Raw genomic sequence first — 24,301 nt, forward strand, 5'->3', positions numbered from 1 at the left:
CCCCTTCTCTAAAACCCTTGGTCGAGAAATACATTGAGAGATGGATGAGCATAACCCCTATGCTCGACCCCTGTACTAGAGAAATATTCAAAGAAGTATTGAGAAACATCGATATGTCTACATCACTATTATCCTACCGGGGGGTTGTAGACCCTCTCGAGGTAATAGTCTTCCACCTAGTACTTGAAATCGCTGGGTTAAGGAAGAGTATTGGGGAGAGAGGCTATTGCGGGAGAAATGCCTAGCCTCTGGCTCCTAGACGTATACCCGGGTCCTAGGGAAGGGGTTGTCCTAGAATTATATGATGAAGGGGTAGGCGTGTTTAGGAAGGTGGAGGCTAGTATATTATACTACGGTTATATATACTCCAAAGACCCCTATACTATTGCGAGAGAACTATTACACGAGGGGCTGGTAGAGGATGCTTGGGTCGATAAATGGCTTGATCCACCGTATTATACTGAAGCGAGAGAACTTGTAGTATTCGCCACCAAGAGCTATAGAATTCTTAGAAGCATTCTCAAGAACGCAGAGAAACACGGTTTAAAACCTGTTAACAAATACCCGCACCCGCTTATCGAAGCCTTGTACAGAGCCGGGCTTAGACCCCTGAGTATAGTGCGTAAGGAAAAGGGCCGCTACACTGTTCTACCATGGGATCCCAAGAACAGAGACCCTATTTTAAAAAGCGTGTCTATAGGGGTTAGGAACAGCGCTTATATTGTTGAAGAAGAAGGAGGGGAGAAGAGATTCCTGGAGATCAAGGATGTTATTACATACCTGGTTAGTGAGAAGCCGGTGATAGCATTCACCGAGCCCGGTATTTACCTGAAGCTGGTGCAGGAGGACCCCGCTGTTAGAGAGAGGGTATGGAAGTGGGTTCTAGGAGGTTCTTTCAGCTCCTACGAGTATTTTGAGTGGTCTAGGATATCGTATACTCCGCTGAGCTTAATGGATAATATTTCGATAGGGAGGATACTAACCACTATCGAAGCACTTGTATCAAGAGAGTTAAGGTACATGATTAGAGACGGCGAGGGCAGGCACGAGGAGTTCAGGGAGATAAGCGACCTACTCCTTTTTGATAGAGGTGGAGTAGTCTTCAAGCCTAGGCCGGGCCTCTACTGGAACGTCTGCCAGCTGGATTTCAAAAGCCTATACCCTTCTATTATATCACGGCTCAATATCTCGGGTGAAACCGTCAACAACCCTAGCTGCCTCAATAAAACATACCTGGAGTACGCTGGGAAAGAGATATGCCTAGACCGGAGGGGGGTTATACCATTAAGTATTGAAACATTATTGAGGCTTAAGGATCTTTACGAGGATTTGTATAAGAGCACAGGGGACAGACTCTACGATAAGAGGAAGGCTGCTATTAAATGGGTCCTAGTAGCAAGCTTCGGCTACCTAGGTTACAGGAATAGTCTCTTCGGCTCGATAATGGCGCATGAAACAGTAACTGCTACGAGCAGGGAGATTATGAGGAAGGCTTCCGAAGAAGTCTCTAGGAAAGGATTTAGAATAATCCATGTGCTTGTAGACAGCTTGTTTATAAGCAGTGTACCGGATCCAAGGTACTGCGGCGAGATAGCTGATTCCATATATCATGCCACAGGCTATAGAGTCAAAGTAGAATCCTTCTACACCTGGCTGTATATACCAAGAGAGTTTAACAGTGAGAGGGGTGTAGCAAACAGGTATTACGGTCTTTTAGAAGACGGTAGTCTAAAGTTGAAAGGGGTGATGGCTGTCAGGAGCGACACCCCGGAGTTTATCAGGAGGGCGCAGCTAGACGCCTTAGAAAAACTAGCTAGAGCAAGGGATCCGGTTAGGTTCAGGAGGGCTCTCCTCGAAGCTTTTGAAACAATAGAATACTATAAGCGAATACTATTAGAAGGCGTAGATACCAGGCTTCTCACCATAGTGAGAAACCCCCGTAGGAGAGGCGGCTATAGGAAGCCCCCGGGGTATATTAGTGGGAGTAACGGGCCCCCATATATGCTTATTGCTTCGAAGAAGGGTCTAGTATCCTATGATAGGTTGTTTAATACGGGGGATATAGACCTAAACTATTATCTAGGCCTCTTAGAGAAAGCGAAGAAAGAACTACCTACACCTCTAGATCTACCTGATAATATTGTCCCGCAATCGCTTTCCGGTTTCATCTAGCACAGGGAAATATTTAAACAAGAGTATTGGAATATAGGGATAGACAGAACTATGCCAAGCATCTTATTACCAGATGTCCGGTGATATGCTGTGAAGAAGCTGACGATGAGGATTAAAAGCGTTGGATGCCCCGGCTGCATCGCTACTGCTCTGGTAAGATTGTTTAGGATAAAAGGTGTTAGAGGGGCTAGGGTTGTGGGCTTGAATATAATAGTATTGTTAGACGATGATGTAGACCCCCTGGTAGTAATTAAAGACCCGGTTCTAAACGAATACTATAGGATCATATCTTGGAGTATCGAGGAATACCGTGGTGAAAAAGTGTTCGAAAAATTTGCTCTAACCAGGAGTTAAGTTTATATAGAAGCCATATCATCATGTTTGAAATAGGATCGTATTCCTCGAGGTGTGTTAAATGACTATCGAACCGACAGGCATACCTGTGCTAATATTGAAAGAAGGCACTCAGAGAACAGCTGGTAGGGACGCTCTACGCACGAATATCATGGCTGCTAGAGCAGTTGCTGAAATGGTTAAGACAACGTATGGTCCTAAAGGAATGGATAAAATGCTAGTAGATGCTTTAGGAGACGTGACTATAACCAACGACGGCGCTACCATACTAGACAAAGCAGAGATACAGCACCCTGCTGCTAAAATGCTTGTACAGGTCGCTAAGAGCCAGGATAATGAAGTCGGCGATGGGACCAAGAGAGCTGTTATATTCGCTGGAGAGCTCTTGAAGCAGGCTGAGGAGCTCTTAGCCAAGAACATCCACCCTACTGTTATAGTAGCAGGGTATAGGAAGGCTATGGAGGAATCCCTTAGGCTCTTAGACCAGATAGCGCTACCTATCGATATAAATGACGAAGAATTATTGAAGAAAGTGGCTAAAACATCTCTCACGAGCAAAGCAGTCCACGATGCTAGGGACTACTTTGCCGATATGGCTGTTAAAGCCGTGAGGCAGATAGTCGAGAAGAGAGGGGATAAATACTATATTGATTTAGACAATATACAAATAATTAAGAAATACGGTGGAGCACTCCTAGACTCTACACTAGTATACGGTATAGTTCTTGATAAGGAGGTAGTCCACCCAGGGATGCCTAGGAGGGTTGAGAAAGCTAAGATAGCCTTATTAGACGCTCCTCTAGAGATTGAGAAACCCGAGATCGATGCTGAGATAAGAATCAGCGACCCCAACCAGTTGAGAGCCTTCCTAGAACAGGAGGAGAACATCCTCCAGAAGATGGTCGAGAAGATTGCTGCTACTGGAGCTAATGTCGTTATCACACAGAAGGGTATTGACGAGGTAGCCCAGCACTTCCTAGCTAAGAAAGGGATACTAGCAGTTAGGAGGGTTAAGAGGAGCGACCTCGAGAAACTCGAGAGAGCTACCGGTGGAAGGATCGTTAGCAACATCGATGATTTGAAGCCAGAGGACCTAGGGTATGCTGACCTCGTAGAAGAAAGGAAGGTTGGAGAAGACAAAATGGTGTTTGTAGAAGGCTGCAAGAACCCGAGGTCTGTCAGCATAGTTATCAGAGGTGGCTTAGAGAGGCTGGTTGACGAAGCAGAGAGGAGTATGAGAGACGCTTTATCGTCTGTAGCAGATGTCATAAGAGACGGTAAGATAGTTGCTGGAGGAGGAGCGATCGAAGCCGAGCTAGCCAAGTACATAAGGAGGTTTGCCCCCAAAGTAGGAGGCAAAGAGCAGCTAGCTGTAGAAGCTTTCGCTAAAGCACTAGAAGGCCTCGTGGTAACACTAGTCGAGAACGCCGGGCTAGACCCGGTCGATATGATAATGAAACTGAGAGCAGCCCACGAGAGAGAAGATGGCAAATGGATCGGAATAGACCTTAACACCGGCGACTTAGTCGATATGATGAGTAGAGGGGTAGTAGAACCTGTAAGCGTTATAGCTAACGCGATAAAGGCTGGGACAGAGGCTGCGACTATCATCCTCAGAATAGACGATGTGATAGCCGCTAGTAAAGCGAAAGAGAAAGGTACGGAAGCAGGCAAGAAGCCTGGCGAGGAAGAGAAGAAGGAGGAAGATTAACCGGGTTAAGAAACTTTTATCAATAAAGGTTTTTTATACAAACTCGAAAACAATACTGCTTCTCCCACCTCTAAGTAGGGTAGTACCTGCCTTATCTCGTCGGTCATGTTTACTACTCTACCGAGCATCTCCAGGTCTAGCGCAGATTTAACAGAGTGTATGATCTTTGTAGAAGTATTAACCATAACGTCTTCTACGAGTAGAGAAGGAGATTGAGATACTATGACCAAACCTACGCCGAACTTCCTCACCTCGCTAAGCATTTTAACCAGTATATCGATGTAGTTATCCCTGCCGAGCATGTTCTTGGCTTCTTCTACTACGACTAGTATATTCCTATCCCTGTAGGCTCCTTCAACAGCCTCGTCGAATATACGCTTGAGTAGGGCAGAAGCGTAAAGCCTCCTAATGCTTAAATCTCTTATCTTCGACAAGTCTACTATTATAGGTTTATCCGATTCCGTTGAGAGAATTTTGTGGAATGAATCCCCGTTGAAAAGCCTAGAGTATTGTCCGACCATGAGCCTTCTCATTTTCCTAATAAGCGAGAGCCTGCTCTCCCTGAACCATGCTGATTCATCACCCATGTTTTCCAGTATGCTCAATACCACTCCTAGAGAGTATTCGTTGCGGGCGTAGACTTGTTCTAACACTTTAAGCATAACATATTCCTGTGCTGGAGTTAGCAAAAGCACCTGGCTGGTAAAGTCTAGAGATTTATGGATATCCGATGGGTCGAATATTGGGATCGGGTGCTGGAATGGGTTTACCATCCTGCCGTGTTTCACCAGCCCAGGATATTCGCCGTGCCAGTCTAAGACTACCTGCTGGATACTTTTATGCCTTCCCCTTCTCTCTGCAAGCCTGTTGACCAGGGTGGCGACCGTATATGTCTTACCGGTTCCAGTAGCCCCTGTTACGAGAACATGCCTGTTCAGGTCTTGCATCGGGATACAGGCTTCCGCTGCAGGTACCGTGTTCAATACTGTACCAATAGGGATGCACTCGCCTACCGGTATTTCACGGGATTTCACAATCTCCTGGTTAGGATACCTGGGCTTAACCCCTAGTGTCCAGGAGGGTATGAAGCCTACTGGCCTTCTCCTCTTAAAAAATTTACAATAGCCTCGAGCAGGCTGTTCGAGCTAAACCCATTGAGCTCTCTTGCTTCACTAATAGTCAGCGTTTTGAAATTTGATCTTATATAGTCGACTAAATAGTTTATTTTCTCATACCCTCCGTCTTCGAACCCTACTATTAGCATCCCCTCACTCTTATTCCTTCTAGCAACGTTCACAATTATCAGCTCCGACTCTCTGTTCCTTTCAATCCATTTCTTAGCGAACTCGCTTAGTTCGGCAAGCTCTTTCTCGACGACTTTTTCCTCAACACCCATAAACCTGTATAATTTGATTACATAGTATTTCAAAACAACCCGCCCTGCTAGTAAACCAGGAGATTTCACTGAGACCGATAAGTGAAAGTATTAACGTATTACTAGTGTTCAGCCGCTAACCCGCCTGAAAGCAGGTAGAGGATTAGAGTGGAGACGACGCTATAAAAACCTCGTCGAGAGGTTTTAAATCGAGGGGGCTACCGGATTTGACTACTAGTAGATAGCCGCCTATCGATATAACAATCCTATTTAAACCGCTGACAACTCTATTAGATACAACATTGCCTCTACCGCAGAAATAATGTTTTAGACACTCCTCCTTACTATCTGTTATTAATATCAGCAACCTACTGTTTTCCCTTACATTGGGCATGACCTTTTCGTGGAATTCTATCTCGATAGTAGTTCCCTCGCATGTTGTTTTAACCCTGTATACGCCAGGGTATCTGAGTCTTTCTATATCGTTAACAATACATTGGTACTCGAGATGCATAATACCATGCCTTACTATTATAGATTGAAAGCTGCATCTTCTTTAACTCTAACAAATGTTTTTAAGTGTTTACCGATTTTGCATAATGCGTAAATACTCCAGTGCAGCATCCAATTATAGTCGTATGAGAAATCGTATTTTCCAATAGCTATATAACGTTACAGCAATATTAAATAATTGAGGGTCATATTTAAATATAGTGATTTATGTGAGATACGATAACACGGTACTGAAAGATTATTTTGAAAAATGGTTTTAAACTAATATTATTCCGGTTAGGGTGAGAAAATGAGCGTACTAGACGCGTCGAGGAGACTTATAGGAGAACTCTCTGCACTAATAGAGAAGAATATTAAAGTAGTATTAGCTGATGGGAGGTACTACCAGGGAAGGCTTGTCGGATTCGATACTCCATCCCTCAACCTACTCCTCCAGAATGCTGTAGACGATAAAGGGAATAGATATCCTAAGGTAATAGTTAAAGGAGAAAGGGTTAGCGAGATAATAGTCCTTGAAATACCTTTATTCGACCCCGAAGAATTTAGGAGTATCGTTGTAAGAGAGATGAAGATACCCGAGCACCTAGTGAAGGTAATACCTGAGGCTAGAGTAGTTGAAGTACAAGGACGCTACAGAGTTAGTGAACGGGGAGTAGAAGGAACGGGGCCTATAGCCGAGACATTGTACAGGCTACTCGAACAATACCTTGAATCCAGGCGTAAGATGATTAAGGGAGAGTGATATTGGAGTATTTTGATGTAAGAGAGTATGACCTAGCTGGGAGAATCGGCAGGATAAAGACTAGGCATGGAGTAATCGAAACACCATATGTTTTTCCCGTTATAGACCCTGTGAGACAAGATGTGGATCTTAAAACCGTTTACGAGATCGGTTTTAACGCGATAATAACGAATGCCTACCTGTACTATAAGAGGAATAAGGGTATAGCGAGAGACCTGCATAGCGAGCTAGGATGGAACCACACAATTATGACGGACTCAGGCGGGTACCAGGTTCTTGTCTACGGCGATGTAGAAGTTGATAACAAGACTATTGTCAAATACCAGAAGAGTATCGGCAGCGATATCGCAGTGATACTGGATATTCCTACAGGGACAAAAATGTCATGGGAAGAAGCCTATAATGCTGTCGAAGAAACATGGAGAAGGGCTCTAGAAGCCCTACCGCTGATAATGGACAGCGACCAACTCTGGACACTGCCTATCCAGGGCTCTCCCTACTTCGACCTTTTGAAAAAATCTGCTATAAGAGCCTGGAAAGTACCCTACCATATCTACGCGTTTGGTTCGCCGACTGTCCTCCTAGAAAGATACGAATACAGCTCACTACTAGAACTAGTATCGGTTGCTAAGAGGCTTCTGCCTCCCGGCAGACCACTCCATGTTTTCGGTGTCGGACACCCTATGATATTGCCCTTCCTAGTCGCTCTCGGAGCAGACCTCTTCGATTCAGCAAGCTATATCCTATACGCTAGGGAGGGGAGGTACATGCTACCCGAGGGTACTAAGAGGGTTAACGAGCTAACATACCTACCCTGCAACTGCCCTGTTTGTTCAAGATACAGTGTTAGAGAGCTACTCGAACTACCATCCGAAGAAAGAGTAAGGCTTATCGCGATACACAACCTCTACATGCTGAAAAAAGAAATCAATACTATAAAAGAGAGTATAAGAGAGGGGAGGTTGTGGGAGCTTCTCGAAGAGAGGAGCAGGGCGCATCCGAGCCTGAGGAGAGCTTTCGAAGTCGTCAAAAAGAACCTGGATTATATCAGGAGGTATAACCCAGTGTCGAAACCGGATATACCAGCAATCTTCTTAATCGACTCAGAGTCTTATTTCAACCCTAGGCTGAGAGAAGTCGAAGAGAGGAGCTTAGATGCGCTGAATTACATTCTAGAGAAGAAAGACAATGTAGTTATATTCATCGTATCAGATAAATCCTTCATAGATTTAAAGAATAAGATTAGGAATAGCGACCGTGGTAGGGCTGTATTGATCGTCCACCCTGTTCTCGGCGTATTCCCTATCGAACTAGCAAATACGTATCCTTATTTTCAGCACGAGGAAGGATTAATCGATAGTATTCGAGACGAGGTATTAGAAGATATCGCGAGCAAAATTTCGAAAATATTAGATAATAAAAGCGTGAAAAGCGTGGATTTAATAATCTATGGGGACCCAAGCAAGCTCAAAAATGCTATCGCTGAGAAGATCAAACATGTTCTCAAACAACGTGTTTCAAAAATTGAAACCAGGAATATAACTGGACATGAAAATAGTTTCATTATTTAAACCAGGTCACAGATATATCGGGTGACCTTTCTCCGAGCTCTCTACTTCCACGTTTTTCATCATTTTCTCTCTTTCGGCTTCAATAGACTCTATTATCTTAGCTTCTTCGAGTAGTCGGGTTGTATCTATCTTTAAACCAAGTAATTCGCCGATGACTTCTACTGCTACAGCACTCGCCCTCGGGTCGGGCCTATATAGTTCTGTGTATGCGAATACAGCGACACCAGGAACCTTATACGCATCCATGAATATCATCATTAGCGCTAGAGGGCCTATAACATGCCTGTTCTCGAGTATAGCCGCATTAAGCTTACCAGTATATCCTCCAATAGGAACCCACCTGTATTTTTCCTCCTCACTCTCCTTTAGGCTAGGGTCTAAGCCTCCTACAAGTATCGCGTTTGAGATCTTTTTCTCTTTTACCCACCTAGCTATAAATTCAGCATAATCAGTCCTATCCCTTACGCTAGGGGTCCCATTATTCAATAGGACTAGTATCTTTCTGCCTTCGACTACACCGTAGTATAATTCGAAAGGATATACTATACCCGATTCTCTAGTGTATATTGTAGTCTCAGGATAGTATCTCGTACGTACGAAACCGATCCTCTTCAGTTTTAATTCCATAACAAGGTGCCTGCTCGTCAAATAACCGACCATTCCAAAGCCTTGGAAGCCGGTTATGAAAGTAGAGCCTTCTAAATCGCTATCACTCACCTTATCTAGTAGCACTATGTTCATCCTAAAACCCCCTGCCTTATTCTAACCGCTTCCCCCCACTTATAAAAAACCATTTCCCACCCAGGCTTAACCGCCCGGCCTACGGCTATAAGGTCTCCTTTCTCATCCACTACGAGAACTTCGTCTTCAGGCCTTATATCCGGGTCTGCCATTAACACATGTTTGCAGAAAACGTTTCCTCCTTTAGCGATGAAATCAGAGTATTTCGTAGGTACGTATACTCTTAAGCGGGGGTGGGGTAGCAGTCTATTTAGCACCCTGCCTGAAGCAATATACAAATTGAATTTGAAATCAGTAGCTCTTACAGCGAGATAGGGTTGTGAGTCTACAAATACCCTTCTAAGCTTTAGAGTGTTCTGGCTGAATTCACCTATGGCATTATCTGGTATGAATTCTTCACCGACCCCGAACTGGTGTTTTGCTATCATTCTTAGTTCTCTCAACTCGTCCTCTGTGAGCACCCGTTTTATCATGTTAGACCCGGTTGCTTTGCTAAACTGAATCTTTAAACTCGTTTAAAAACCTACTTAGGAACCAGGTTACTGCATAACGCGGCTGACATAGCCTCTATCTTCTAAAATACCCCTCCTGATATTCTTCTTAGCCATAACTTTCTTAATAGCCTCTTCGAAATCCTCTCTTGTAACAATCCTCCTACCGGATCTAATAGCATTATAGCCTGCTTCTACGACAATAGCCTTTATCTCGGCTCCCGACAAGCCATCAGTCTTCTTAGCTAATTCATATAGGTCTACGTTTTTATCAAGCTTCATCTTCCTAGTGTGGATCTTGAATATTTCAAACCTGCCTTCAGTATCTGGCAATGGGATTTCGATCAACCTATCTAAACGGCCTGGCCGGAGGATAGCCGGGTCTAGTACGTCTATCCTATTAGTTGCAGCTATGACTTTTACTCTATCGAGAGGTTTAAACCCATCTATTTCAGCTAGTAGTTGCATTAGCGTCCTCTGAACTTCTCTCTCGCCGCTAGTACCAATATCTATTCTTTTTGCTGCTATAGCATCTATTTCGTCTATGAACACTATTGCCGGAGCTTTCCTACGCGCTAGATTAAATACTTCTTTCACAATCCTAGCTCCTTCACCTATAAACTTCTGTACGAGCTCGCTACCGACAATACTTATGAAAGTCGCATTCGATTCTCTTGCTACAGCCTTAGCGAGCAACGTCTTCCCGCATCCAGGAGGGCCGTAGAGTAAAACCCCTTTCGGGGGTTCTATACCGATCTCTCTGAATAAATCAGGGTCTTTTAACGGTAGTTCTACAACCTCCCTCAACTCCCTAATCTGCTCTTTCAACCCTCCTACGTCATCATAAGTTACCTCAGGCCTCTCAATTACCTCGAAAGACTGTACATACGGGTCTTCATAGTCAGGGAGCACTTCTACTATTGTAGAACCCCTCTGGTTTAAAGCTACACGAACCCCTGGGACTAATTTATCTCTGGGGACGTTCTCGGAAACATACACTACTAGATTAGGTCCTGTAGAACTCCTTACTACAGCCCTGTCCCTGCCTATGAGATAAAGTAATGTGCCTTCTATGAGTGGAGGGGATAGTAGCCTCTCGATCTCGGATTTATAATAGTTTAGCTTAAGAGAAACCTTCTTTAACTCGTTTTCTAGCTGTCTAACCTTGTTTTCTAAATACCTCGTGTAGTCTTCTTCGGCAAGCCTTGTTTCAATAGCGTTATCTCTCACATCCTCACTTGACATTAAAATCCCTTTCTCATTATCACTCTAAGGAAGGTCTTTAAAACCCGGACTCAATAGTATTAACTGAATGCTCCCGCCCAGTTACTCGAAGGTAGTTTAAATGCCATGTTACTGTGAAATGTGCGGAAGAGAAGTATTGAATGAAAGAGAATGTAGGAAAGTAGTTGTTGAAGGAAGTATTCTAGTAGTATGCCCCGACTGCTACCGCAGGCTTATAAGCGGAGGGAAAGCTAAGCCATATGTTGAAGAGCAGAAGAAGCCTCCCGTAGTACCTAAAATCAAGGTTCAACCAGCTAGAACAAGTTTCAGAGATGAGCTCGAGATTGTTGAAGACTACGCTAAAAGAATAAAGGAGGCTAGAGAGAGGCTAGGATGGACCCAGGCTGTGCTAGCAAGCAAGGTTAGAGAAAGCGAGAATACGATAAAAAGGATTGAATCCGGGAAGTTAAAACCTAGCCTGGAACTAGCTAGGAGATTAGAGAGAGTGCTGGGGATTAAGCTTGTAGAGAGGAGCCCTGAGGAACCTGTATCCGAGAGCAGGGTTAGAGAAGATTATTTCACGATAGGCGATTTGATAAGAGTGAATAAGAAGTGAAAAACAAGAGGATCGTTGTTTTCATACCCAAGAAGTACGAAAGCTATATCGATGAAGAGATTAGTCTTGTAAAAACTGTTTACGGCGACCTAGACGAGGTTTACATAGTTAGGAACCCTAATCCTAAAACCTACATCCAGCAGGATAAGCTAGAAGCTTTATCTAAAGACCCTCCTAGCAAGCTTGTGGTAATGGATATACTGAAGCCTAGCCAGGTAACGAATATTCTAAGAAAAGTTAACACTGAGGTCGTAGACAGAGTACTCTTGATCCTCGAAGTATTCGTGTTACACGCCGGGAGCAGAGAAGCCTTGTTACAGATAGAATTAGCGAGGATAAGGCATACGCTGCCTTTGATCAAAGACTTGATCAGGAAGTCTAAGATAGGTGAGCTGGCCGGCTTCCTCGGACCAGGTAGGTACGGTTTCGAGAAATACTATACTTATCTCAGGAAGAGGGAGAGCCGTATAAGGCGTGAGCTGGAGGAAATCAGTAAGGTAAGGAAGATTAGGAGAGAGAAGAGGTTTAGAGAAGGTATTCCACAGATAGCTATATCAGGCTATACATGCGCTGGGAAAACAACGCTTTTCAACGCTTTAACAGGTAGGAATATGCCCGTAGGGCCCGAGCCTTTTACAACACTCAACCCTAAGTCTGCTAGAATATATATCAACGGAGTACATGCTATTGTAACAGATACCGTTGGTTTCATCAGGGATCTCCCCCCTGAGATAATAGAGGCTTTCTACGCTACCTTGGAAGAAGTCCTGGCATCCGATATAATAATACTTGTAGTAGATTCTTCAAAGCCTGTAGCAAGGATAATAGGCGAGATAGAGACTTCGCGTAAGATTTTTAACGAGATAGGAGTCCAGGGTAAGCCTATAATCCTAGCACTGAATAAGATCGATAGTATTGGAAAAGAAGACCTAGACAAAATTGTTAAGGAAGTACTCTCATACTACAATGGTTTTGCTAAAGTAGTACCGGTTTCAGCCGCGAAGAATGTGAACATAGACCTTCTTAAGAAGGAGATAGCAAGTATTATAAAAGGTATCTAGCACATGGTAGACATATACGTTTTAAGGCTTGGCCATAGGCCGGGCAGGGATAAAAGGATTACTACACACGTAGGACTGGTTGCGAGAGCTTTCGGAGCCCGGGGGTTCATTCTTGGAGACGTATACGATGAAAAAGTTGTCTCCTCCCTGAAGAAAGTTGTCGAATTATGGGGTGGGCCTTTCGATATCATCGCTGGAGTAAACTCGGTAGAGTATGTCAGGAATTGGAAATCGAGGGGGATAGTAGTTCATCTAACCATGTACGGGCTCCATATCGACGACGTCATAGAGGATATCAGGAGTATTAACAAAGACATATTAGTGGTTGTCGGAGCCGAGAAAGTGCCTAGGGTCTTCTACGAGCTCGCAGATTACAATGTAGCAATAGGCCACCAACCCCATTCCGAGGTCGCAGCCCTAGCAGTGTTTTTAGATAGGTATTATAAGGGTGGAGAACTACATAGAAATTTTAGTGGAGCAAAGCAGGTAATACTGCCATCACCTAGAGGTAAAAAGGTGTTAAGAATTGGCGACGAAGAAAGAGGCAGTGAAAGAGAGAAAACAGGATATAGTATTAACGCTTACAAAACTAATAGTAGAGAAGATGATGGGAGAGGAAGGCAAGAGAGTTCTCGAATTCATGCTTTCTAATAATGATCTAATCATCGAGGAGACAGCTGGGAAAGATTTAAACATTAAATCAAATATTATTAGAAAAATCCTGCAGAAACTATCTGATGAAGCTGTCGTAATCCCGGTTAGGGTAAGGGATGAAGACAAAGCTCTACACGGGTGGGTTCTCAACAGGGATGGTTTAAACAATTTTGTAGTAACGAGACTGAGGAAGGCGAGAGAGAAGTTAATGACGAGGATAAGAGAGCTCGAGGAGAATAGTTTCTTCGTATGCCCTTCGTGCAGTAGGAGGTTTAGATACGATGAGGCTTTAGCAAACGACTTCCACTGCCCTAACGATAATTCCCTGCTTGTCGAAGTAGATAGGGAGTCCGAGATAAGAGTGTTATCAGAGAAAGTAAAACTGATAGACAGGCTCCTAGAGTACGTTAGCAGTGAGAGCTAATGCTATCAAAGTTGAAGTATGTGGATTTGTTTGCCGGAGCCGGAGGCTTCTCCCTGGGTTTTGTAGAAACGGGCTTGTACAAGCCTATTCTAGCAGTAGACAACTTTAAACCAGCTGCTCTAACCTATAAGACAAACATCCCTGAGGCAATAGTATTAGTTGAGGATTTGAAAGAACTAGACTCCCAGGCTATCAGGGATATTCTAGGAGAGCCTGATGTAGAGCTCGTGATCGGCAGCCCTCCCTGCGAGCCTTTCACAGGAGCGAACCCGCGTAGGGAGAAGAACCCTGTTGATAGACTGTACATAGACCCCCAGGGGCAGCTAACACTCCACTTTATCAGGCTCGTCGGCGTATTGAAGCCTAAAGTATTCGTTATGGAGAATGTTCCTGCTATAATGGAAGACGGATTGAGAGAAGCCCTGGTCAGAGAGTTTAGGAGGGCAGGCTACGACACTATATACTTCAATATACTAAATGCCGAAGACTACTCTAGCCCTAGCCGTAGGAGGAGGGTGTTCGTATCAAATATTAGAATAAACCCTCCGAAGAGCGGTAAGAGGGTTAGGGTTATCGACGCTATCGGAGACATGCCTCCACCCGGAGGCTCTCTCCCGAACCACGACCCCCCGCCTGAACTAAGCTGGAGGAAGCTTAAGAAAGCTGCTAGGCTCAAGTATGGGGAGGCACTAGTGTATTTCCAGGGGTCTACAAGGGAGATACCTAATCTGATCAAACTCGACCCCTATGATACAGCACCCACAGTACTAGGATCATCCCGTTTCATACACCCCTTTGAAAACAGGCTTCTAACAGTTAGAGAACAAGCTAGGCTGATGGGTTTCCCAGACAATTTTGTATTCTACGGAGGCAGAGACGACCAGTATAATATGATAGGTGAAGCTGTACCAGTCCCGCTCGCTAGAGCTATCGCTGAATACGTCTACAAAGCAGCTAGGGAATTGTAAAGCGCTTTTCCTAAAACAAGTATTGAAAACAAATTTTTTAAAAATCATAACGGTAAATAAATTAATGGTGATGTCATATCAGAGAAAGTCTACTTCCTCCTATCGCTCTCGCGATCTTAGCGCTCGTAGGATTAACAACGTACCCGGCTACAACGATTATACCTGGCCCAATAGGTTTCTATATTAAAATACCCTCTACTACGCAACCTCCGGTAGACGGTGTTGCCGAGATACTCCTAGAAGCATCCGCTCCTCCTACGTGCCGGGATATTGTTAAAACTGTTTTAGCCAGGCCCGGGGAGAGCTTATACATTAGTTTAACTAATGAGGAAACACTATATTTGAAGGATTGCTGGAAGAAGTATAGGGAAAGCTTTGTAAACAGATCTCTCCTGGAGCAGGGTAGGGTGGAGGGGCTTCCTGTACCAGGATTTATGATCAGAGTGCTGATACCAGACTTCTCTGGAGGATACTATGTAGGCGTAAAATATGTTTCCGCAGAAGACTGGGCGGATCTATACCTTACATTGAAAACGGGTAGTGCTGTAAAAGGGTTTGAATTATCGAGACAGCTAGTATCTAGCGAGCCCGAGAAGATTTTCGATATGCCTATGATTCTCGTAATTAGCGATATAGGTCTTAGACATGTAAACCTAGCCCACACTCTTTCTTGGCTCTTCCACACATATGTATCTAATACTCATGGCACCACTAGCCTCAACACACTCACATTTGCTTCTACAATAGTGAGCGAGGGCTTAGTAGTGGATTGCCCTATTCGAGACCCCCGTATAGAATGCCGTGTGTTAAACACTGAACTCTACAATTCGAGCTCGAATCCTCCAGCTGGGTGGGTGAATAGAGTAGTAAAGATTGTTAACGGAGTACCCACGGGACCGGACTATAATATAGCATCACGAGCCTGGTACTCTATCTCAAAGACGTTCTCGCTACTATACGTCTTCCCAAAAACATACTTCAATAAGTACAGTGTCATACAGGACCTATCTATTCTAACATCGCAAACTGTTGGTCTATACACTCTAGCAGGAGCAACTACTATAGACTATTTATTGAATACTCTCTACTCGATTCCGCCAGCTGTAAAATACGATTGGAACGATACACTGGGAAACCCAGGGTTAAGTTTCAACTATAATATCCCCATAGGACTCGTAGTAACCAACAACCATAACAGAATTATAACCTTTGCTCTTGAATTCGTCCATGCTCGGTTTGAAAGCGTAAAACACGGGATAAGCCTCGCGGGAGTCCCCCTGCTAGGTACCTATTCATATAAGCTGAATACGACTTGGGACGTCATCCTGACTCTTCCAACACACCAGTATCAAACAGATTTCTTCATGATCCCAGCGCAATTAGTATACATTGGTGATATGATTGCCTACGCCTGGAGTATTTGGGAGGACGCTGGTAATTACTATGCGGCAGCTACTGTTACATTCATACCTGGTTATAGGATTGAACAGCTAAGAGAAAGCAGTATCTGGGAGTATCGTTACCCCCACCCCCTTAACCTTACTAAGCAGCCTATACCCGAAGAATACTACCAATTAGACTGGAGCCGCGAGTTTAATACGACATACCTTAACATACAACCAGGTGATTCTCTAGTAGACTCTAACAACTACTATAGTGCTGAAGAAAGTAATCCAGGGCTTGTTGCGAACCTCATTTACCAACTTGTGTTAATGGTTATTGGAGGGATTTTGGGAGGTGCAGGCGGGGCTTCTGCTGTAGCTTCTGGAGAAACAACAAGTGGAGCTTCCACTCTTTCTACCATATTAATCGACGCGGCTTCACTAATAAGCTTCGACATGTACTATATGAAAGTTTCGAGTGTCATCATTAAACTCTATACCAGTAACGATGAACCCTCGCAAATACCGGTCGAAATAAGCAAGGAAACCATGAATTCTAACGCATACAAGTACCCGCCGTTCAAGCTAGTATACTGGATTACAGTGGATCCTTCTTATCCCAACCCTTCCAATATATAGTCCCGGAGACCCTAACTGCTACTATCCCGAGTCTAAATCCGATATTCAAAACATCTCTAGTTCACGCAATTCTAATATATCTCCTAGTTTACGAGTTTAGAATCTACGCGCGTAATCAATATAATATTTTTTCCATACCCTCTTCTAATTATGAGAGTACTGTTGCTTAGACTTACCAGGTTGTATATTTTATTTAAACTCGTTTCGAGTATTCTATCTCGTAATAGCTGGTTCAAGCATATAGGTTTTCGAGGTGTAGAGGGATGGGTGTTATCTATATTGGGCTCTACGGTCCTACGAGTGTTCAGAAACTACTTGATTTCACTAGGATTGTATACTCTATCCCTTCTCTAGCCCCCGTAGTGATCAAACCCGTGGGTGCAGCCGCCCAGATAGGTGTTCCAGACGCTTTCAAACTTTCCCTTAAACTAGGCAGACCCTTTATAGTAGTGCCCGAACTAGGCGACGCGCTAGAATTACTCAAGCCATTGGAAGCGTATTACTATAGTGAGGAGGGAGAAGAGCTAGACGAGAGTAGCTTGGGTGAGAAAGCTAGTGGGAACCTGCTCTTCGTATTCCCCTCGGGAGAGAACGAGCCGGGTAAAAAGGAGTTAACAGGGTTTAAACTCTTCAAGCTTAAGAGGATACCGCCCGGTATGCCTTCGATAGGTGTTTTAGCTATATTCGTATACAAAATGTTCTACCAGACAACGTAGGTAATCCTAATACTCCTGCTGAGTTCGTCTATAGCCCTCCAATCCTCGTAGCTAAGCCTCCAGCCGACAGACCCAGCGTTCTCCTCAACCTGCTCCGGTGTCTTAGCACCGGGTATCGGTATTATAGCAGGGCTGTAGTTTACAAGCCAGTTTAAAACCACCTGCGAAGGCGTCTTACCGTATTTCGAAGCTATCTCTCTAAGCAGGTTCACGAGTGGTAGTATCTTCTTAAAGTTCTCTTCGTTGAATACAGGGTCGTTAGCCCTCAGATCCTTCAACTCCCCAATATTCTCGAGGGTATACTTCCCGGATAAAGCCCCTTTAGCTAGAGGGCTCCAGGGTATGAACGCTAGATCGTTTGCTTCAGCGTAGGGTATCAGCTCTTCTTCAGCCCATCTCTCGACAAGGTTAAACCTATACTGCATGCTCACTATGTCTGTTATAGACATACTCGTCCTAAGGTCTTCAACTAGAGCAATAGGGTAGTTGCTGACGCCTAAATACCTTACAACACCCTGTACGACAAGCCTCTCGAGAGCTCTCGCATACTTGCTTGTCGGGAAGTTGTGGTGGGTTGGAGGATGATGTATCTGAAGCAGGTCTATGTAGGATACTCCCAGCCTTTTGAGAGACCTGTCGACAGCTTTGAATACATCATCCGGCTGCAGGAATTCGCCAGGTATTTTAGTAGCTATTACTACATCTTCTCTCTTAACCCCTAGTTCTTTAAACGCCCTACCTAGGAACGTCTCGCTCATCCCCCTACCGTACACCATGGCTGTATCAAAGAAGTTTATCCCTACCTCTACTGCTTTCGAGATAACTTGCTTGGCTTTCTCATACTCTGTTAGACCCCAGGCCTCGCTGAACTGCCAGGTACCCAGCCCTATTCTCGACACCTTTAGATCGCTCCATCCCAACTCGACGTATTCCATTCTAACACCCCTGAGAATTTGATTATAACGCTAAGATTTAAACTATATTCAGTATTTGTATATCTAGAAATCTGCTTAAGGTGGATTCCATGAGTTTCAAACTGAGGATAGCCCCGGTTAAACCGGCTGAAACAGGAGAGGTATACGATGTCGTAATAGTGGGGGGAGGGCCGGCTGGTCTAACAGCCGCGCTCTACTCGGCACGCTACGAGCTTAAGCCTATTGTAATAACAAAGCTCGTAGGAGGATATATGACGGAGGCTCCTCTAGTAGACGACTACCCAGGGCTACCGGATACACCCGGCGAAGAACTAGTGAATAGGTTTGTAAGCCATGTGAGGAAGTATAATGTACCGATAATCCAGGACGAGGTAGTAGATGTAAAAAGAAGTGATAAACTATGGTGTGTCCAGACAGCCTCCGAGAAGACGTACTGCGGCTACGCTGTCATAATAGCTGTAGGCAGCGAGAAGAGGAAGCTCGGCGTCAAAGGCGAGGACGAATTCGTGGGGAGAGGGGTATCCTACTGTGCTACATGCGACGGCCCATTGTTTAAAGGCAAGGTCGTAGCGGTAGTTGGAGGAGGTAATTCAGCACTGACTTCAGCACTCTACCTAGCAAACCTGGCTTCAAAAGTATACTTGATACATAGGAGGAGCGAGTTTAAAGCATTCAAAATTTACGTTGAGAGAGCCGAGAAGAATCCTAAGATAGAGATACTTAGGAATAGTATCGTGAAAGAGATTATAGGGGATACCCATGTACGCGCTATAGTCGTCTACAATAATACGACTAACGAAGAGAAAACCCTAAACGTCGACGGAGTGTTTATAGAGATAGGTTTGAAACCGCCTAGAGAATTCTTCGAGAAGATAGGTGTGAAAGTAGACGAATCAGGACACGCAGTAGTTAACGTAGACAGGTCTACTAACCTAGAAGGGGTCTTCGTAGCTGGAGACGCTGCTGGAGGCCCCTACAAGTACAGGTTCGAACAGATAATTACTGCCGCAGCCGAAGGAGCTATAGCTGCCGATGCTGCTTTCAAATACATCCTCTCGGTCAAAAAATAATGTATTACCGTAAGAACACGCCTCCTATAGACATTTAGCCTTAAAGTATTTTAACTATGTCAAAGCTTCGCATCCATATGGTTTAGATTTAAAACTATTAAACCCTAAACTTAATTCTATTTTAGAAGAGGGCCCGTAGCTCAGCCCGGTAGAGCGCCCGGCTCATAACCGGGTGGTCCGGGGTTCGAATCCCCGCGGGCCCATACTCCTAGGTTCCTAGAGACCATGACCTCAAATACTCGGCTTGCTCCGGGGTCAGCTCGTCGATTCTAATCCCCATAGTCTCGAGCTTTAGCCTGGCTATCATTTCATCGAGCTCCCTAGGCGGGTTATACACTTTTCTCTCAAGCCCACCCTTATTCCTCAACAAGTATTGTACTGCCATATACTGGTTAGCAAAACTCATATCCATGACTTCGCTTGGATGTCCTTCTGCTGATACTAGGTTTACAAGCCTTCCTTCAGCTAGCAGGTAGAGCCTGCGACCATCCCTCAGCGTATACTCCGTGACATTCTCTCTTATAACTCTCTTGCTAACAGCTAAAGCTTCTAGGTCAGGTATCCATATCTCTACATTGAAATGGCCTGCATTAGCTAGGATAGCCCCGTCTCTCATCTTCTCTAAATGCTCTCTCCTAATAACGGCTTTGTTACCGGTGGCTGTAATGAATATATCTCCTAGAGAAGCTGCTTCAGCCATCGGCATGACCTCGAAACCGTCGAAGACTGCTTCCAGAGCCCTAATAGGGTCTACCTCGGTAACTATCACCCTACGAGCCCCTAGGCCTCTCGCCCTTAGAGCTATACCTTTACCCACCCAGCCGTAGCCGGCTACTACAACTACCTTACCCGCTACTAGTATGTTAGTCGACCTTAATATCCCGTCGAAAGTACTCTGGCCTGTACCATACCTGTTATCAAACAAGTATTTAGTATATGCGTTGTTAACTGCTATAACAGGGTACATGAGCCTGCCTTCCCGCTCTAAAGCCTTCAAACGGATGACTCCTGTAGTAGTCTCCTCGGTGCCCCCGATTATCCTGCTTGCTTTATCCAGGTAGCTGCTATGTAGTGTAGCGTGTAGATCAGCCCCATCGTCGAGGACAATATCCGGGTTGCTCTCAACTACTTGTCTAATACACCAGTAGTAGTCGTCGACGCTCTGCCCTCTCCAAGCATATACCCTAATACCATATTCCACCAGGGCTGCTGCTACATCGTCTTGTGTGGAAAGGGGGTTGCTAGCGGCTAATACTACTTCTTCCGCACCCGAATCCTTTAGAGCCATCATTAAAACCCCTGTCTCCTTGGTTACGTGTAGGACAGCGCCTACCCTAATTCCTTCCAAAGGTTTTTTCCTAGAACCCTCTTCTCTAAGCTTCATGAGGACAGGCATGTGTTTCTCAGCCCATTCTAATTTAAGCCGTCCCTCCCTAGCTAAACCAGGGTCTTTAATCCTACTACTCAAAATCCTCCAGCCCCTGCATACATAGTCTCAGGATATAGGAATTCTACCCTATACTAAAATAGTTTTAACCACAACACGATATCTTTAAAGACGCTGAAAGTATAATGTTTTTAAGCATGTATTATCGAATACCCTTTAAGGAATATTACGGTAGAGGAGGAAGCCATGGGTAAAGTAAGGTCTAGGCTTGTTAAGAGAGTTGCCAAACAGCTCTTAGAGAATTACCCCCAATTATTCACTAGAGACTTCGAGAGAAACAAGCAATTAGTATCGAAACTGGTTACTGTCAGGTCTAAGAAGCTTAGAAACCAGATAGCCGGTTACATAACCCACCTGGTCTCGATAGCTTCTAAGCCTGTGAAAGAACAGGTCGCCGAGGAGGTCCAGCAGTAGGACATAGATGTGGGCTAAAGTATTTCGAAGAGTATAGGATACTAGCCGGTTCCTCGAGACAGGTGAGAGATGTTTCACATGTATTTCAATATTAGCGTATTGAAGGGTACTATTACGATCAGATATTTGAATAGCGAGTACGTCGCGAAGACGTATATATGCTTCAAACAATGTAGTACACTTAAAGACGAGGTTACGAAGCTAGGATTAACCCCGGAGCAGCCTATTGCTTTAATACCAGAAAGCCTTGTCAAGTATAGTCTCCAGATCCTACAGGGTCTTATACACTACTATGCTAACAACAACCTTTTCCAACGGGTAAAACATAGAGGATTGCTACTAGCAATGCTTATACTCGGGGATAGACAGATTTCCGAGTTATTAGAGAACCTAGAAAAGGGTTTCGCCTCCTCTAAGAGATACATCCTAGTATCCGCCGACCCTGGTTACGGGAAGCCGTCTAATTGCGAGGATTATACCCTAAAGGACTTAACGTTGCCCGAGGATTTAACTATTGTAATAAAAAATATTGCTGTAGTCCTCAACCTGCTATAACATTACCATTCTTCCTCTTCCCACTCTTCTTCCTCCCACTCTTCCTCCCATTCCTCTTCCCATTCTTCTTCTAGCCACAGCATAGATTCCACCTTCTTACGTCCAACATGTATTTGATTAAAAAGGATATTTAAGTAAAACGGTTCCATAAAACAGGTACTGGAAAGAGCAGTACTAAAGCCTACTATTTAGAGTAATAGTTATAACCTCCATATGTAATCAAGGATATAAGCCTCGTGGAAAAAGATAGGTTTGAAAGGTGTTACTAGTGGTTAAATTCTGCCCTAGATGCGGGGCTGCAATGGTTCCTGTAAAGAAGGAGAGCAATGGTAAGGAATACTATGTTCTAAAATGCCCTAGATGCGGGTACGAGGAGAAGGCTAGTAGAGAGGATCTCGATAAGTACGGTATTAAATACGTGGTAGAATCAAGCAAGAGGACTGTTACTGCGAAGGCTACAGAAGCGAAGCAAACAGCGCTATCTCCCGAGGAGAGAGAAATGTTGCAAGAGTACTACGAGATACTTCTAGAGAGTATGAGGGAGGAAGAAACCGAGGAGGAATCAGATTAAACTACTTCTTCACTACTCCGAGCCGTCACCATTCATCATAATAAAAGTTGTCTATCTATAATTTACATTAAAAGTAGTATGAAGATATCGCCTTATAAAACATAGCGGTGGACGAATTGGTTAGAGTTGCTGTAGTAGACAGATCGTTTTGTAAACCAGACAAGTGCGCTCTAGAATGCATACGATTCTGCCCTGTGAACAGAGGTAAGAAGGTTAAAGCCATAGATCTGAGCGAGGATAAAAAGTATGTTATTATCAATGAAAACACTTGTATAGGATGCGGTATATGTGTTAAGAAATGCCCGTTTGGAGCGATCTCGATCGTAAATCTCCCCGACGAACTCGAGAAGATAACCATACACAGATATGGCGAGAACATGTTTAAACTATACGGGCTCCCGCCTCTCACGCTAGGAGGGGTTCTGGGTGTTATAGGTAGGAACGGGAGCGGTAAGACCACTAGCGTTAAAATATTATCGGGGCAGATCAAGCCTAATCTAGGAAACTACTCGAACCCGCCTGATTGGAGCGATATACTCAAGGCTTTCAGAGGCTCCGAGATAAATGCTTACCTGCAGAAGCTTGCTAACGGAACACTCAGAACGGTTGTGAAACCCCAGTACATAGAGTCTGCTCGCAGGGTATTGAAGGGGTCTGTTAAAGAATTATTGTCTAGAGCCGATGAAAGAGGTTTGTTAAAGGATGTTATAGATAAACTAGGCATGACGGAATTCGTAAACAGGGATGTTAGAGAGCTTAGCGGTGGAGAACTACAGAAGCTAATGGTTGGAGCCGTGTTAGTTAAAGAAGCAGACGCCTACTTCTTCGACGAACCCTTCTCATATCTTGATATAAGAGAGAGGGTTAGGGTTGCGAGGGCTATAAGAGAATTCCTCAACCCGTCTAAAGTATACGTTATGGTTGTAGAACACGACCTAATGATACTCGACTATGTAAGCGACTATGTATCTGTAATCTACGGTGAGCCAGGGGTCTACGGGATAGTTAGCAAACCATACGGTGTGAGAACTGGGATAAACCATTATTTAAACGGTTACCTGCCAGCGGAAAACATAAGGCTTAGGAAAGAACAGATCAAGTTTAGGATAGTCATTGCTGATAAGAGCAGGACTCCAGAAGAATACCCTATTTTAAAATGGGATAGACTAGTTAAAACATACGAGTCTAGCGGTTTCAAACTAGAGGTTGAAGAAGGGGAAGTCCACCCCGGCGAGGTAGTAGGCATACTAGGCCCTAATGGCATAGGGAAATCTACTTTCATAAACATCCTAGCCGGCAACCTGAAGCCGGATTCTGGAACCGTACTCGTTAGTACTGATAAGATAAGCTATAAACCCCAGGAAGTCTCACCCTCGGTATTCCAATACGAGACTGTTAGAGAAAACCTTGCTAATGCTTCCAGGGAGGCAGTCGACCCTACTAGCTGGTTATATGACGAGCTCACTAGGAAGCTAGGCTTGAATAAGCTATTGGATAGAGGCGTGAAAGAGCTCAGCGGTGGAGAACTACAGAAGCTGGCTATAGCAGTAACACTAGCTAGGGAAGCAGACATATACCTGCTAGACGAGCCTTCAGCCTACCTAGATGTAGAAGAGAGGATAAGTGTAGCAAGAGTAATACGTAAGATTGTTGAAGAGAAGAGAAAGGCAGCGCTAGTAGTCGAACACGATCTCCTACTGCAGAACTATGTCTCCGATAGGGTGATAGTCTTCACAGGGAGACCGGGAATTGAAGGCTACGCTCTACAACCCTCGGATATTAAAACAGGCTTTAATAACTTGTTGAAACAGCTTGATATAACCGTTAGAAGAGATATGGAGACCGGGAGGCCTAGGATTAATAAACCGGGTTCCTACCTCGATAGAGAGCAGAAGATGAAAGGAGTCTACTATCTCCCGGACTAAGATTGATATGTTTATTTAAATTGTAAACAA

At 44.3% G+C, this 24,301-nt stretch carries 27 protein-coding genes and 1 tRNA gene; 19 read left to right on the plus strand and 9 right to left on the minus strand.

Annotation, left to right across the window (positions count from 1 at the left end; genetic code table 11):
- Positions 1-17 precede the first annotated feature (17 nt).
- The 4 genes from ACSU1N_RS02795 (at position 18) to thsB (ending at position 4,237) form a co-directional block, all read left to right on the plus strand.
- On the plus strand, positions 18-245 hold the full coding sequence (locus ACSU1N_RS02795; RefSeq protein WP_440060097.1) for a hypothetical protein: 228 nt from the start codon (positions 18-20) through the stop codon (positions 243-245).
- Complete coding sequence (locus tag ACSU1N_RS02800; protein WP_440060098.1) at positions 211-2,172, plus strand: DNA polymerase domain-containing protein; 1,962 nt, start codon at positions 211-213, stop codon at positions 2,170-2,172. Before ACSU1N_RS02795 ends, ACSU1N_RS02800 begins: the two co-directional genes overlap by 35 nt.
- Before the next feature lie 90 nt (positions 2,173-2,262).
- On the plus strand, positions 2,263-2,526 hold the full coding sequence (locus tag ACSU1N_RS02805) for a hypothetical protein (protein WP_440060099.1): 264 nt from the start codon (positions 2,263-2,265) through the stop codon (positions 2,524-2,526).
- A 61-nt stretch (positions 2,527-2,587) separates the two neighbouring features.
- Entirely contained in the window at positions 2,588-4,237 is a 1,650-nt protein-coding gene (gene thsB / locus ACSU1N_RS02810) for a thermosome subunit beta (RefSeq protein ID WP_440060100.1), read from the plus strand.
- A 5-nt stretch (positions 4,238-4,242) separates the two neighbouring features.
- Here the strand turns inward: thsB and ACSU1N_RS02815 are convergent, their stop codons facing one another.
- The 3 genes from ACSU1N_RS02815 to ACSU1N_RS02825 all read right to left on the minus strand — a co-directional run bounded on the left by ACSU1N_RS02815 (position 4,243) and on the right by ACSU1N_RS02825 (position 6,126).
- Positions 4,243-5,271 (minus strand): ATP-binding protein, encoded by a 1,029-nt coding sequence (locus ACSU1N_RS02815; protein ID WP_440060101.1) that lies wholly within the window; start codon positions 5,269-5,271, stop codon positions 4,243-4,245.
- A gap of 56 nt (positions 5,272-5,327) precedes the next feature.
- Positions 5,328-5,666 carry a hypothetical protein gene (locus ACSU1N_RS02820; RefSeq protein WP_440060102.1) on the minus strand — a complete coding sequence of 113 codons (339 nt, stop codon included), beginning with the start codon at positions 5,664-5,666 and terminating at the stop codon, positions 5,328-5,330.
- 109 nt (positions 5,667-5,775) lie between these two features.
- Positions 5,776-6,126, minus strand: coding sequence for a DNA-directed RNA polymerase subunit G (locus ACSU1N_RS02825; protein ID WP_440060103.1), 351 nt, complete (start codon positions 6,124-6,126; stop codon positions 5,776-5,778).
- Between the two features lie 288 nt (positions 6,127-6,414).
- Between ACSU1N_RS02825 and ACSU1N_RS02830 the strand changes: the two genes are divergently transcribed.
- Both ACSU1N_RS02830 and tgtA read left to right on the plus strand, forming a co-directional pair.
- Positions 6,415-6,867 (plus strand): Lsm family RNA-binding protein, encoded by a 453-nt coding sequence (locus ACSU1N_RS02830; protein ID WP_440060104.1) that lies wholly within the window; start codon positions 6,415-6,417, stop codon positions 6,865-6,867.
- Between the two features lie 2 nt (positions 6,868-6,869).
- Complete coding sequence (gene tgtA, locus ACSU1N_RS02835) at positions 6,870-8,438, plus strand: tRNA guanosine(15) transglycosylase TgtA (RefSeq protein ID WP_440060105.1); 1,569 nt, start codon at positions 6,870-6,872, stop codon at positions 8,436-8,438.
- A 6-nt stretch (positions 8,439-8,444) separates the two neighbouring features.
- Here tgtA and ACSU1N_RS02840 read toward each other — a convergent pair whose 3' ends face one another.
- From ACSU1N_RS02840 to ACSU1N_RS02850, 3 genes are all read right to left on the minus strand, one after another.
- Positions 8,445-9,179: a proteasome assembly chaperone family protein gene (locus ACSU1N_RS02840; RefSeq protein ID WP_440060106.1), complete on the minus strand. Its 735-nt coding sequence runs from the start codon at positions 9,177-9,179 to the stop codon at positions 8,445-8,447.
- Positions 9,176-9,652: a PUA domain-containing protein gene (locus tag ACSU1N_RS02845; RefSeq protein ID WP_440060107.1), complete on the minus strand. Its 477-nt coding sequence runs from the start codon at positions 9,650-9,652 to the stop codon at positions 9,176-9,178. Before ACSU1N_RS02845 ends, ACSU1N_RS02840 begins: the two co-directional genes overlap by 4 nt.
- A gap of 66 nt (positions 9,653-9,718) precedes the next feature.
- Positions 9,719-10,915, minus strand: coding sequence for a proteasome-activating nucleotidase (locus tag ACSU1N_RS02850; protein ID WP_440060108.1), 1,197 nt, complete (start codon positions 10,913-10,915; stop codon positions 9,719-9,721).
- 100 nt (positions 10,916-11,015) lie between these two features.
- On the opposite strand from ACSU1N_RS02850, the gene ACSU1N_RS02855 reads away from it, so the two are divergent.
- From ACSU1N_RS02855 to ACSU1N_RS02875, 5 genes are read left to right on the plus strand one after another with little or no spacing between them, the layout of a single operon-like run.
- Positions 11,016-11,510: a multiprotein bridging factor aMBF1 gene (locus ACSU1N_RS02855; RefSeq protein WP_440060109.1), complete on the plus strand. Its 495-nt coding sequence runs from the start codon at positions 11,016-11,018 to the stop codon at positions 11,508-11,510.
- On the plus strand, positions 11,507-12,571 hold the full coding sequence (gene hflX / locus ACSU1N_RS02860; RefSeq protein WP_440060110.1) for a GTPase HflX: 1,065 nt from the start codon (positions 11,507-11,509) through the stop codon (positions 12,569-12,571). Before ACSU1N_RS02855 ends, hflX begins: the two co-directional genes overlap by 4 nt.
- A 3-nt stretch (positions 12,572-12,574) precedes the next feature.
- Positions 12,575-13,222 (plus strand): tRNA (cytidine(56)-2'-O)-methyltransferase, encoded by a 648-nt coding sequence (locus tag ACSU1N_RS02865; RefSeq protein ID WP_440060111.1) that lies wholly within the window; start codon positions 12,575-12,577, stop codon positions 13,220-13,222.
- On the plus strand, positions 13,176-13,649 hold the full coding sequence (locus ACSU1N_RS02870; RefSeq protein WP_440060112.1) for a transcription factor: 474 nt from the start codon (positions 13,176-13,178) through the stop codon (positions 13,647-13,649). Before ACSU1N_RS02865 ends, ACSU1N_RS02870 begins: the two co-directional genes overlap by 47 nt.
- Complete coding sequence (locus tag ACSU1N_RS02875) at positions 13,649-14,617, plus strand: DNA cytosine methyltransferase (RefSeq protein WP_440060113.1); 969 nt, start codon at positions 13,649-13,651, stop codon at positions 14,615-14,617. The genes ACSU1N_RS02870 and ACSU1N_RS02875 overlap by 1 nt, the downstream gene beginning before the upstream one ends.
- Before the next feature lie 178 nt (positions 14,618-14,795).
- Here ACSU1N_RS02875 and ACSU1N_RS02880 read toward each other — a convergent pair whose 3' ends face one another.
- On the minus strand, positions 14,796-14,930 hold the full coding sequence (locus ACSU1N_RS02880; RefSeq protein WP_440060114.1) for a hypothetical protein: 135 nt from the start codon (positions 14,928-14,930) through the stop codon (positions 14,796-14,798).
- 28 nt (positions 14,931-14,958) lie between these two features.
- Between ACSU1N_RS02880 and ACSU1N_RS02885 the strand changes: the two genes are divergently transcribed.
- A complete protein-coding gene (locus ACSU1N_RS02885; protein WP_440060115.1) occupies positions 14,959-16,638 on the plus strand; it encodes a hypothetical protein in 1,680 nt (559 codons plus the stop codon).
- A gap of 263 nt (positions 16,639-16,901) precedes the next feature.
- Entirely contained in the window at positions 16,902-17,354 is a 453-nt protein-coding gene (locus ACSU1N_RS02890) for a RecB-family nuclease (RefSeq protein ID WP_440060116.1), read from the plus strand.
- Here the strand turns inward: ACSU1N_RS02890 and ACSU1N_RS02895 are convergent.
- Positions 17,339-18,289, minus strand: coding sequence for an aldo/keto reductase (locus ACSU1N_RS02895; protein WP_440060117.1), 951 nt, complete (start codon positions 18,287-18,289; stop codon positions 17,339-17,341). The genes ACSU1N_RS02890 and ACSU1N_RS02895 overlap by 16 nt on opposite strands.
- 89 nt (positions 18,290-18,378) lie before the next feature.
- Here ACSU1N_RS02895 and trxB point away from each other — a divergent pair, with 89 nt between their 5' ends.
- Together trxB and ACSU1N_RS02905 are read left to right on the plus strand one after the other, a co-directional pair.
- Positions 18,379-19,359, plus strand: a complete 981-nt coding sequence (trxB, locus tag ACSU1N_RS02900) for a thioredoxin-disulfide reductase (RefSeq protein ID WP_440060118.1) — start codon at positions 18,379-18,381, stop codon at positions 19,357-19,359.
- A 129-nt stretch (positions 19,360-19,488) separates the two neighbouring features.
- Positions 19,489-19,562 (plus strand) — tRNA-Ile (locus ACSU1N_RS02905).
- 5 nt (positions 19,563-19,567) lie between these two features.
- On the opposite strand, the gene ACSU1N_RS02910 is transcribed toward ACSU1N_RS02905, so the two are convergent.
- A complete protein-coding gene (locus tag ACSU1N_RS02910; protein WP_440060119.1) occupies positions 19,568-20,827 on the minus strand; it encodes an adenosylhomocysteinase in 1,260 nt (419 codons plus the stop codon).
- A gap of 165 nt (positions 20,828-20,992) precedes the next feature.
- On the opposite strand from ACSU1N_RS02910, the gene ACSU1N_RS02915 reads away from it, so the two are divergent.
- From ACSU1N_RS02915 to ACSU1N_RS02930, 4 genes are all read left to right on the plus strand, one after another.
- The gene (locus ACSU1N_RS02915; protein WP_440060120.1) at positions 20,993-21,220 is read left to right on the plus strand and encodes a 30S ribosomal protein S17e; all 228 of its coding nucleotides are present in this window, start codon (positions 20,993-20,995) and stop codon (positions 21,218-21,220) included.
- Between the two features lie 78 nt (positions 21,221-21,298).
- The gene (locus ACSU1N_RS02920) at positions 21,299-21,775 is read left to right on the plus strand and encodes a hypothetical protein (protein WP_440060121.1); all 477 of its coding nucleotides are present in this window, start codon (positions 21,299-21,301) and stop codon (positions 21,773-21,775) included.
- A gap of 301 nt (positions 21,776-22,076) precedes the next feature.
- Positions 22,077-22,346 carry a DNA-directed RNA polymerase subunit M gene (locus ACSU1N_RS02925; protein ID WP_440060261.1) on the plus strand — a complete coding sequence of 90 codons (270 nt, stop codon included), beginning with the start codon at positions 22,077-22,079 and terminating at the stop codon, positions 22,344-22,346.
- A 116-nt stretch (positions 22,347-22,462) separates the two neighbouring features.
- Entirely contained in the window at positions 22,463-24,271 is a 1,809-nt protein-coding gene (locus ACSU1N_RS02930; RefSeq protein ID WP_440060122.1) for a ribosome biogenesis/translation initiation ATPase RLI, read from the plus strand.
- Positions 24,272-24,301: the final 30 nt, after the last annotated feature.

The sequence above is a fragment of the Thermogladius sp. 4427co genome (assembly GCF_051933805.1).
Taxonomy (GTDB): domain Archaea; phylum Thermoproteota; class Thermoprotei_A; order Sulfolobales; family Desulfurococcaceae; genus Thermogladius.

What these genes read in the sequence shown, in the direction of transcription:
- ACSU1N_RS02895 (WP_440060117.1), bottom strand. Translation starts at nt 18,289, where the DNA reads ATGGAATACGTCGAGTTGGGATGGAGCGATCTAAAGGTGTCGAGAATA.
- ACSU1N_RS02925 (WP_440060261.1), top strand. Translation starts at nt 22,077, where the DNA reads ATGGTTCCTGTAAAGAAGGAGAGCAATGGTAAGGAATACTATGTTCTA.
- ACSU1N_RS02890 (WP_440060116.1), top strand. Translation starts at nt 16,902, where the DNA reads ATGGGTGTTATCTATATTGGGCTCTACGGTCCTACGAGTGTTCAGAAA.
- ACSU1N_RS02920 (WP_440060121.1), top strand. Translation starts at nt 21,299, where the DNA reads ATGTATTTCAATATTAGCGTATTGAAGGGTACTATTACGATCAGATAT.
- ACSU1N_RS02880 (WP_440060114.1), bottom strand. Translation starts at nt 14,930, where the DNA reads ATGTATAAGCTCTCCCCGGGCCTGGCTAAAACAGTTTTAACAATATCC.
- ACSU1N_RS02840 (WP_440060106.1), bottom strand. Translation starts at nt 9,179, where the DNA reads ATGAACATAGTGCTACTAGATAAGGTGAGTGATAGCGATTTAGAAGGC.
- thsB (WP_440060100.1), top strand. Translation starts at nt 2,588, where the DNA reads ATGACTATCGAACCGACAGGCATACCTGTGCTAATATTGAAAGAAGGC.
- ACSU1N_RS02870 (WP_440060112.1), top strand. Translation starts at nt 13,176, where the DNA reads ATGATGGGAGAGGAAGGCAAGAGAGTTCTCGAATTCATGCTTTCTAAT.
- ACSU1N_RS02915 (WP_440060120.1), top strand. Translation starts at nt 20,993, where the DNA reads ATGGGTAAAGTAAGGTCTAGGCTTGTTAAGAGAGTTGCCAAACAGCTC.
- trxB (WP_440060118.1), top strand. Translation starts at nt 18,379, where the DNA reads ATGAGTTTCAAACTGAGGATAGCCCCGGTTAAACCGGCTGAAACAGGA.
- ACSU1N_RS02855 (WP_440060109.1), top strand. Translation starts at nt 11,016, where the DNA reads ATGCCATGTTACTGTGAAATGTGCGGAAGAGAAGTATTGAATGAAAGA.
- ACSU1N_RS02875 (WP_440060113.1), top strand. Translation starts at nt 13,649, where the DNA reads ATGCTATCAAAGTTGAAGTATGTGGATTTGTTTGCCGGAGCCGGAGGC.
- ACSU1N_RS02825 (WP_440060103.1), bottom strand. Translation starts at nt 6,126, where the DNA reads ATGCATCTCGAGTACCAATGTATTGTTAACGATATAGAAAGACTCAGA.
- ACSU1N_RS02850 (WP_440060108.1), bottom strand. Translation starts at nt 10,915, where the DNA reads ATGTCAAGTGAGGATGTGAGAGATAACGCTATTGAAACAAGGCTTGCC.
- ACSU1N_RS02830 (WP_440060104.1), top strand. Translation starts at nt 6,415, where the DNA reads ATGAGCGTACTAGACGCGTCGAGGAGACTTATAGGAGAACTCTCTGCA.
- ACSU1N_RS02845 (WP_440060107.1), bottom strand. Translation starts at nt 9,652, where the DNA reads ATGATAAAACGGGTGCTCACAGAGGACGAGTTGAGAGAACTAAGAATG.
- ACSU1N_RS02865 (WP_440060111.1), top strand. Translation starts at nt 12,575, where the DNA reads ATGGTAGACATATACGTTTTAAGGCTTGGCCATAGGCCGGGCAGGGAT.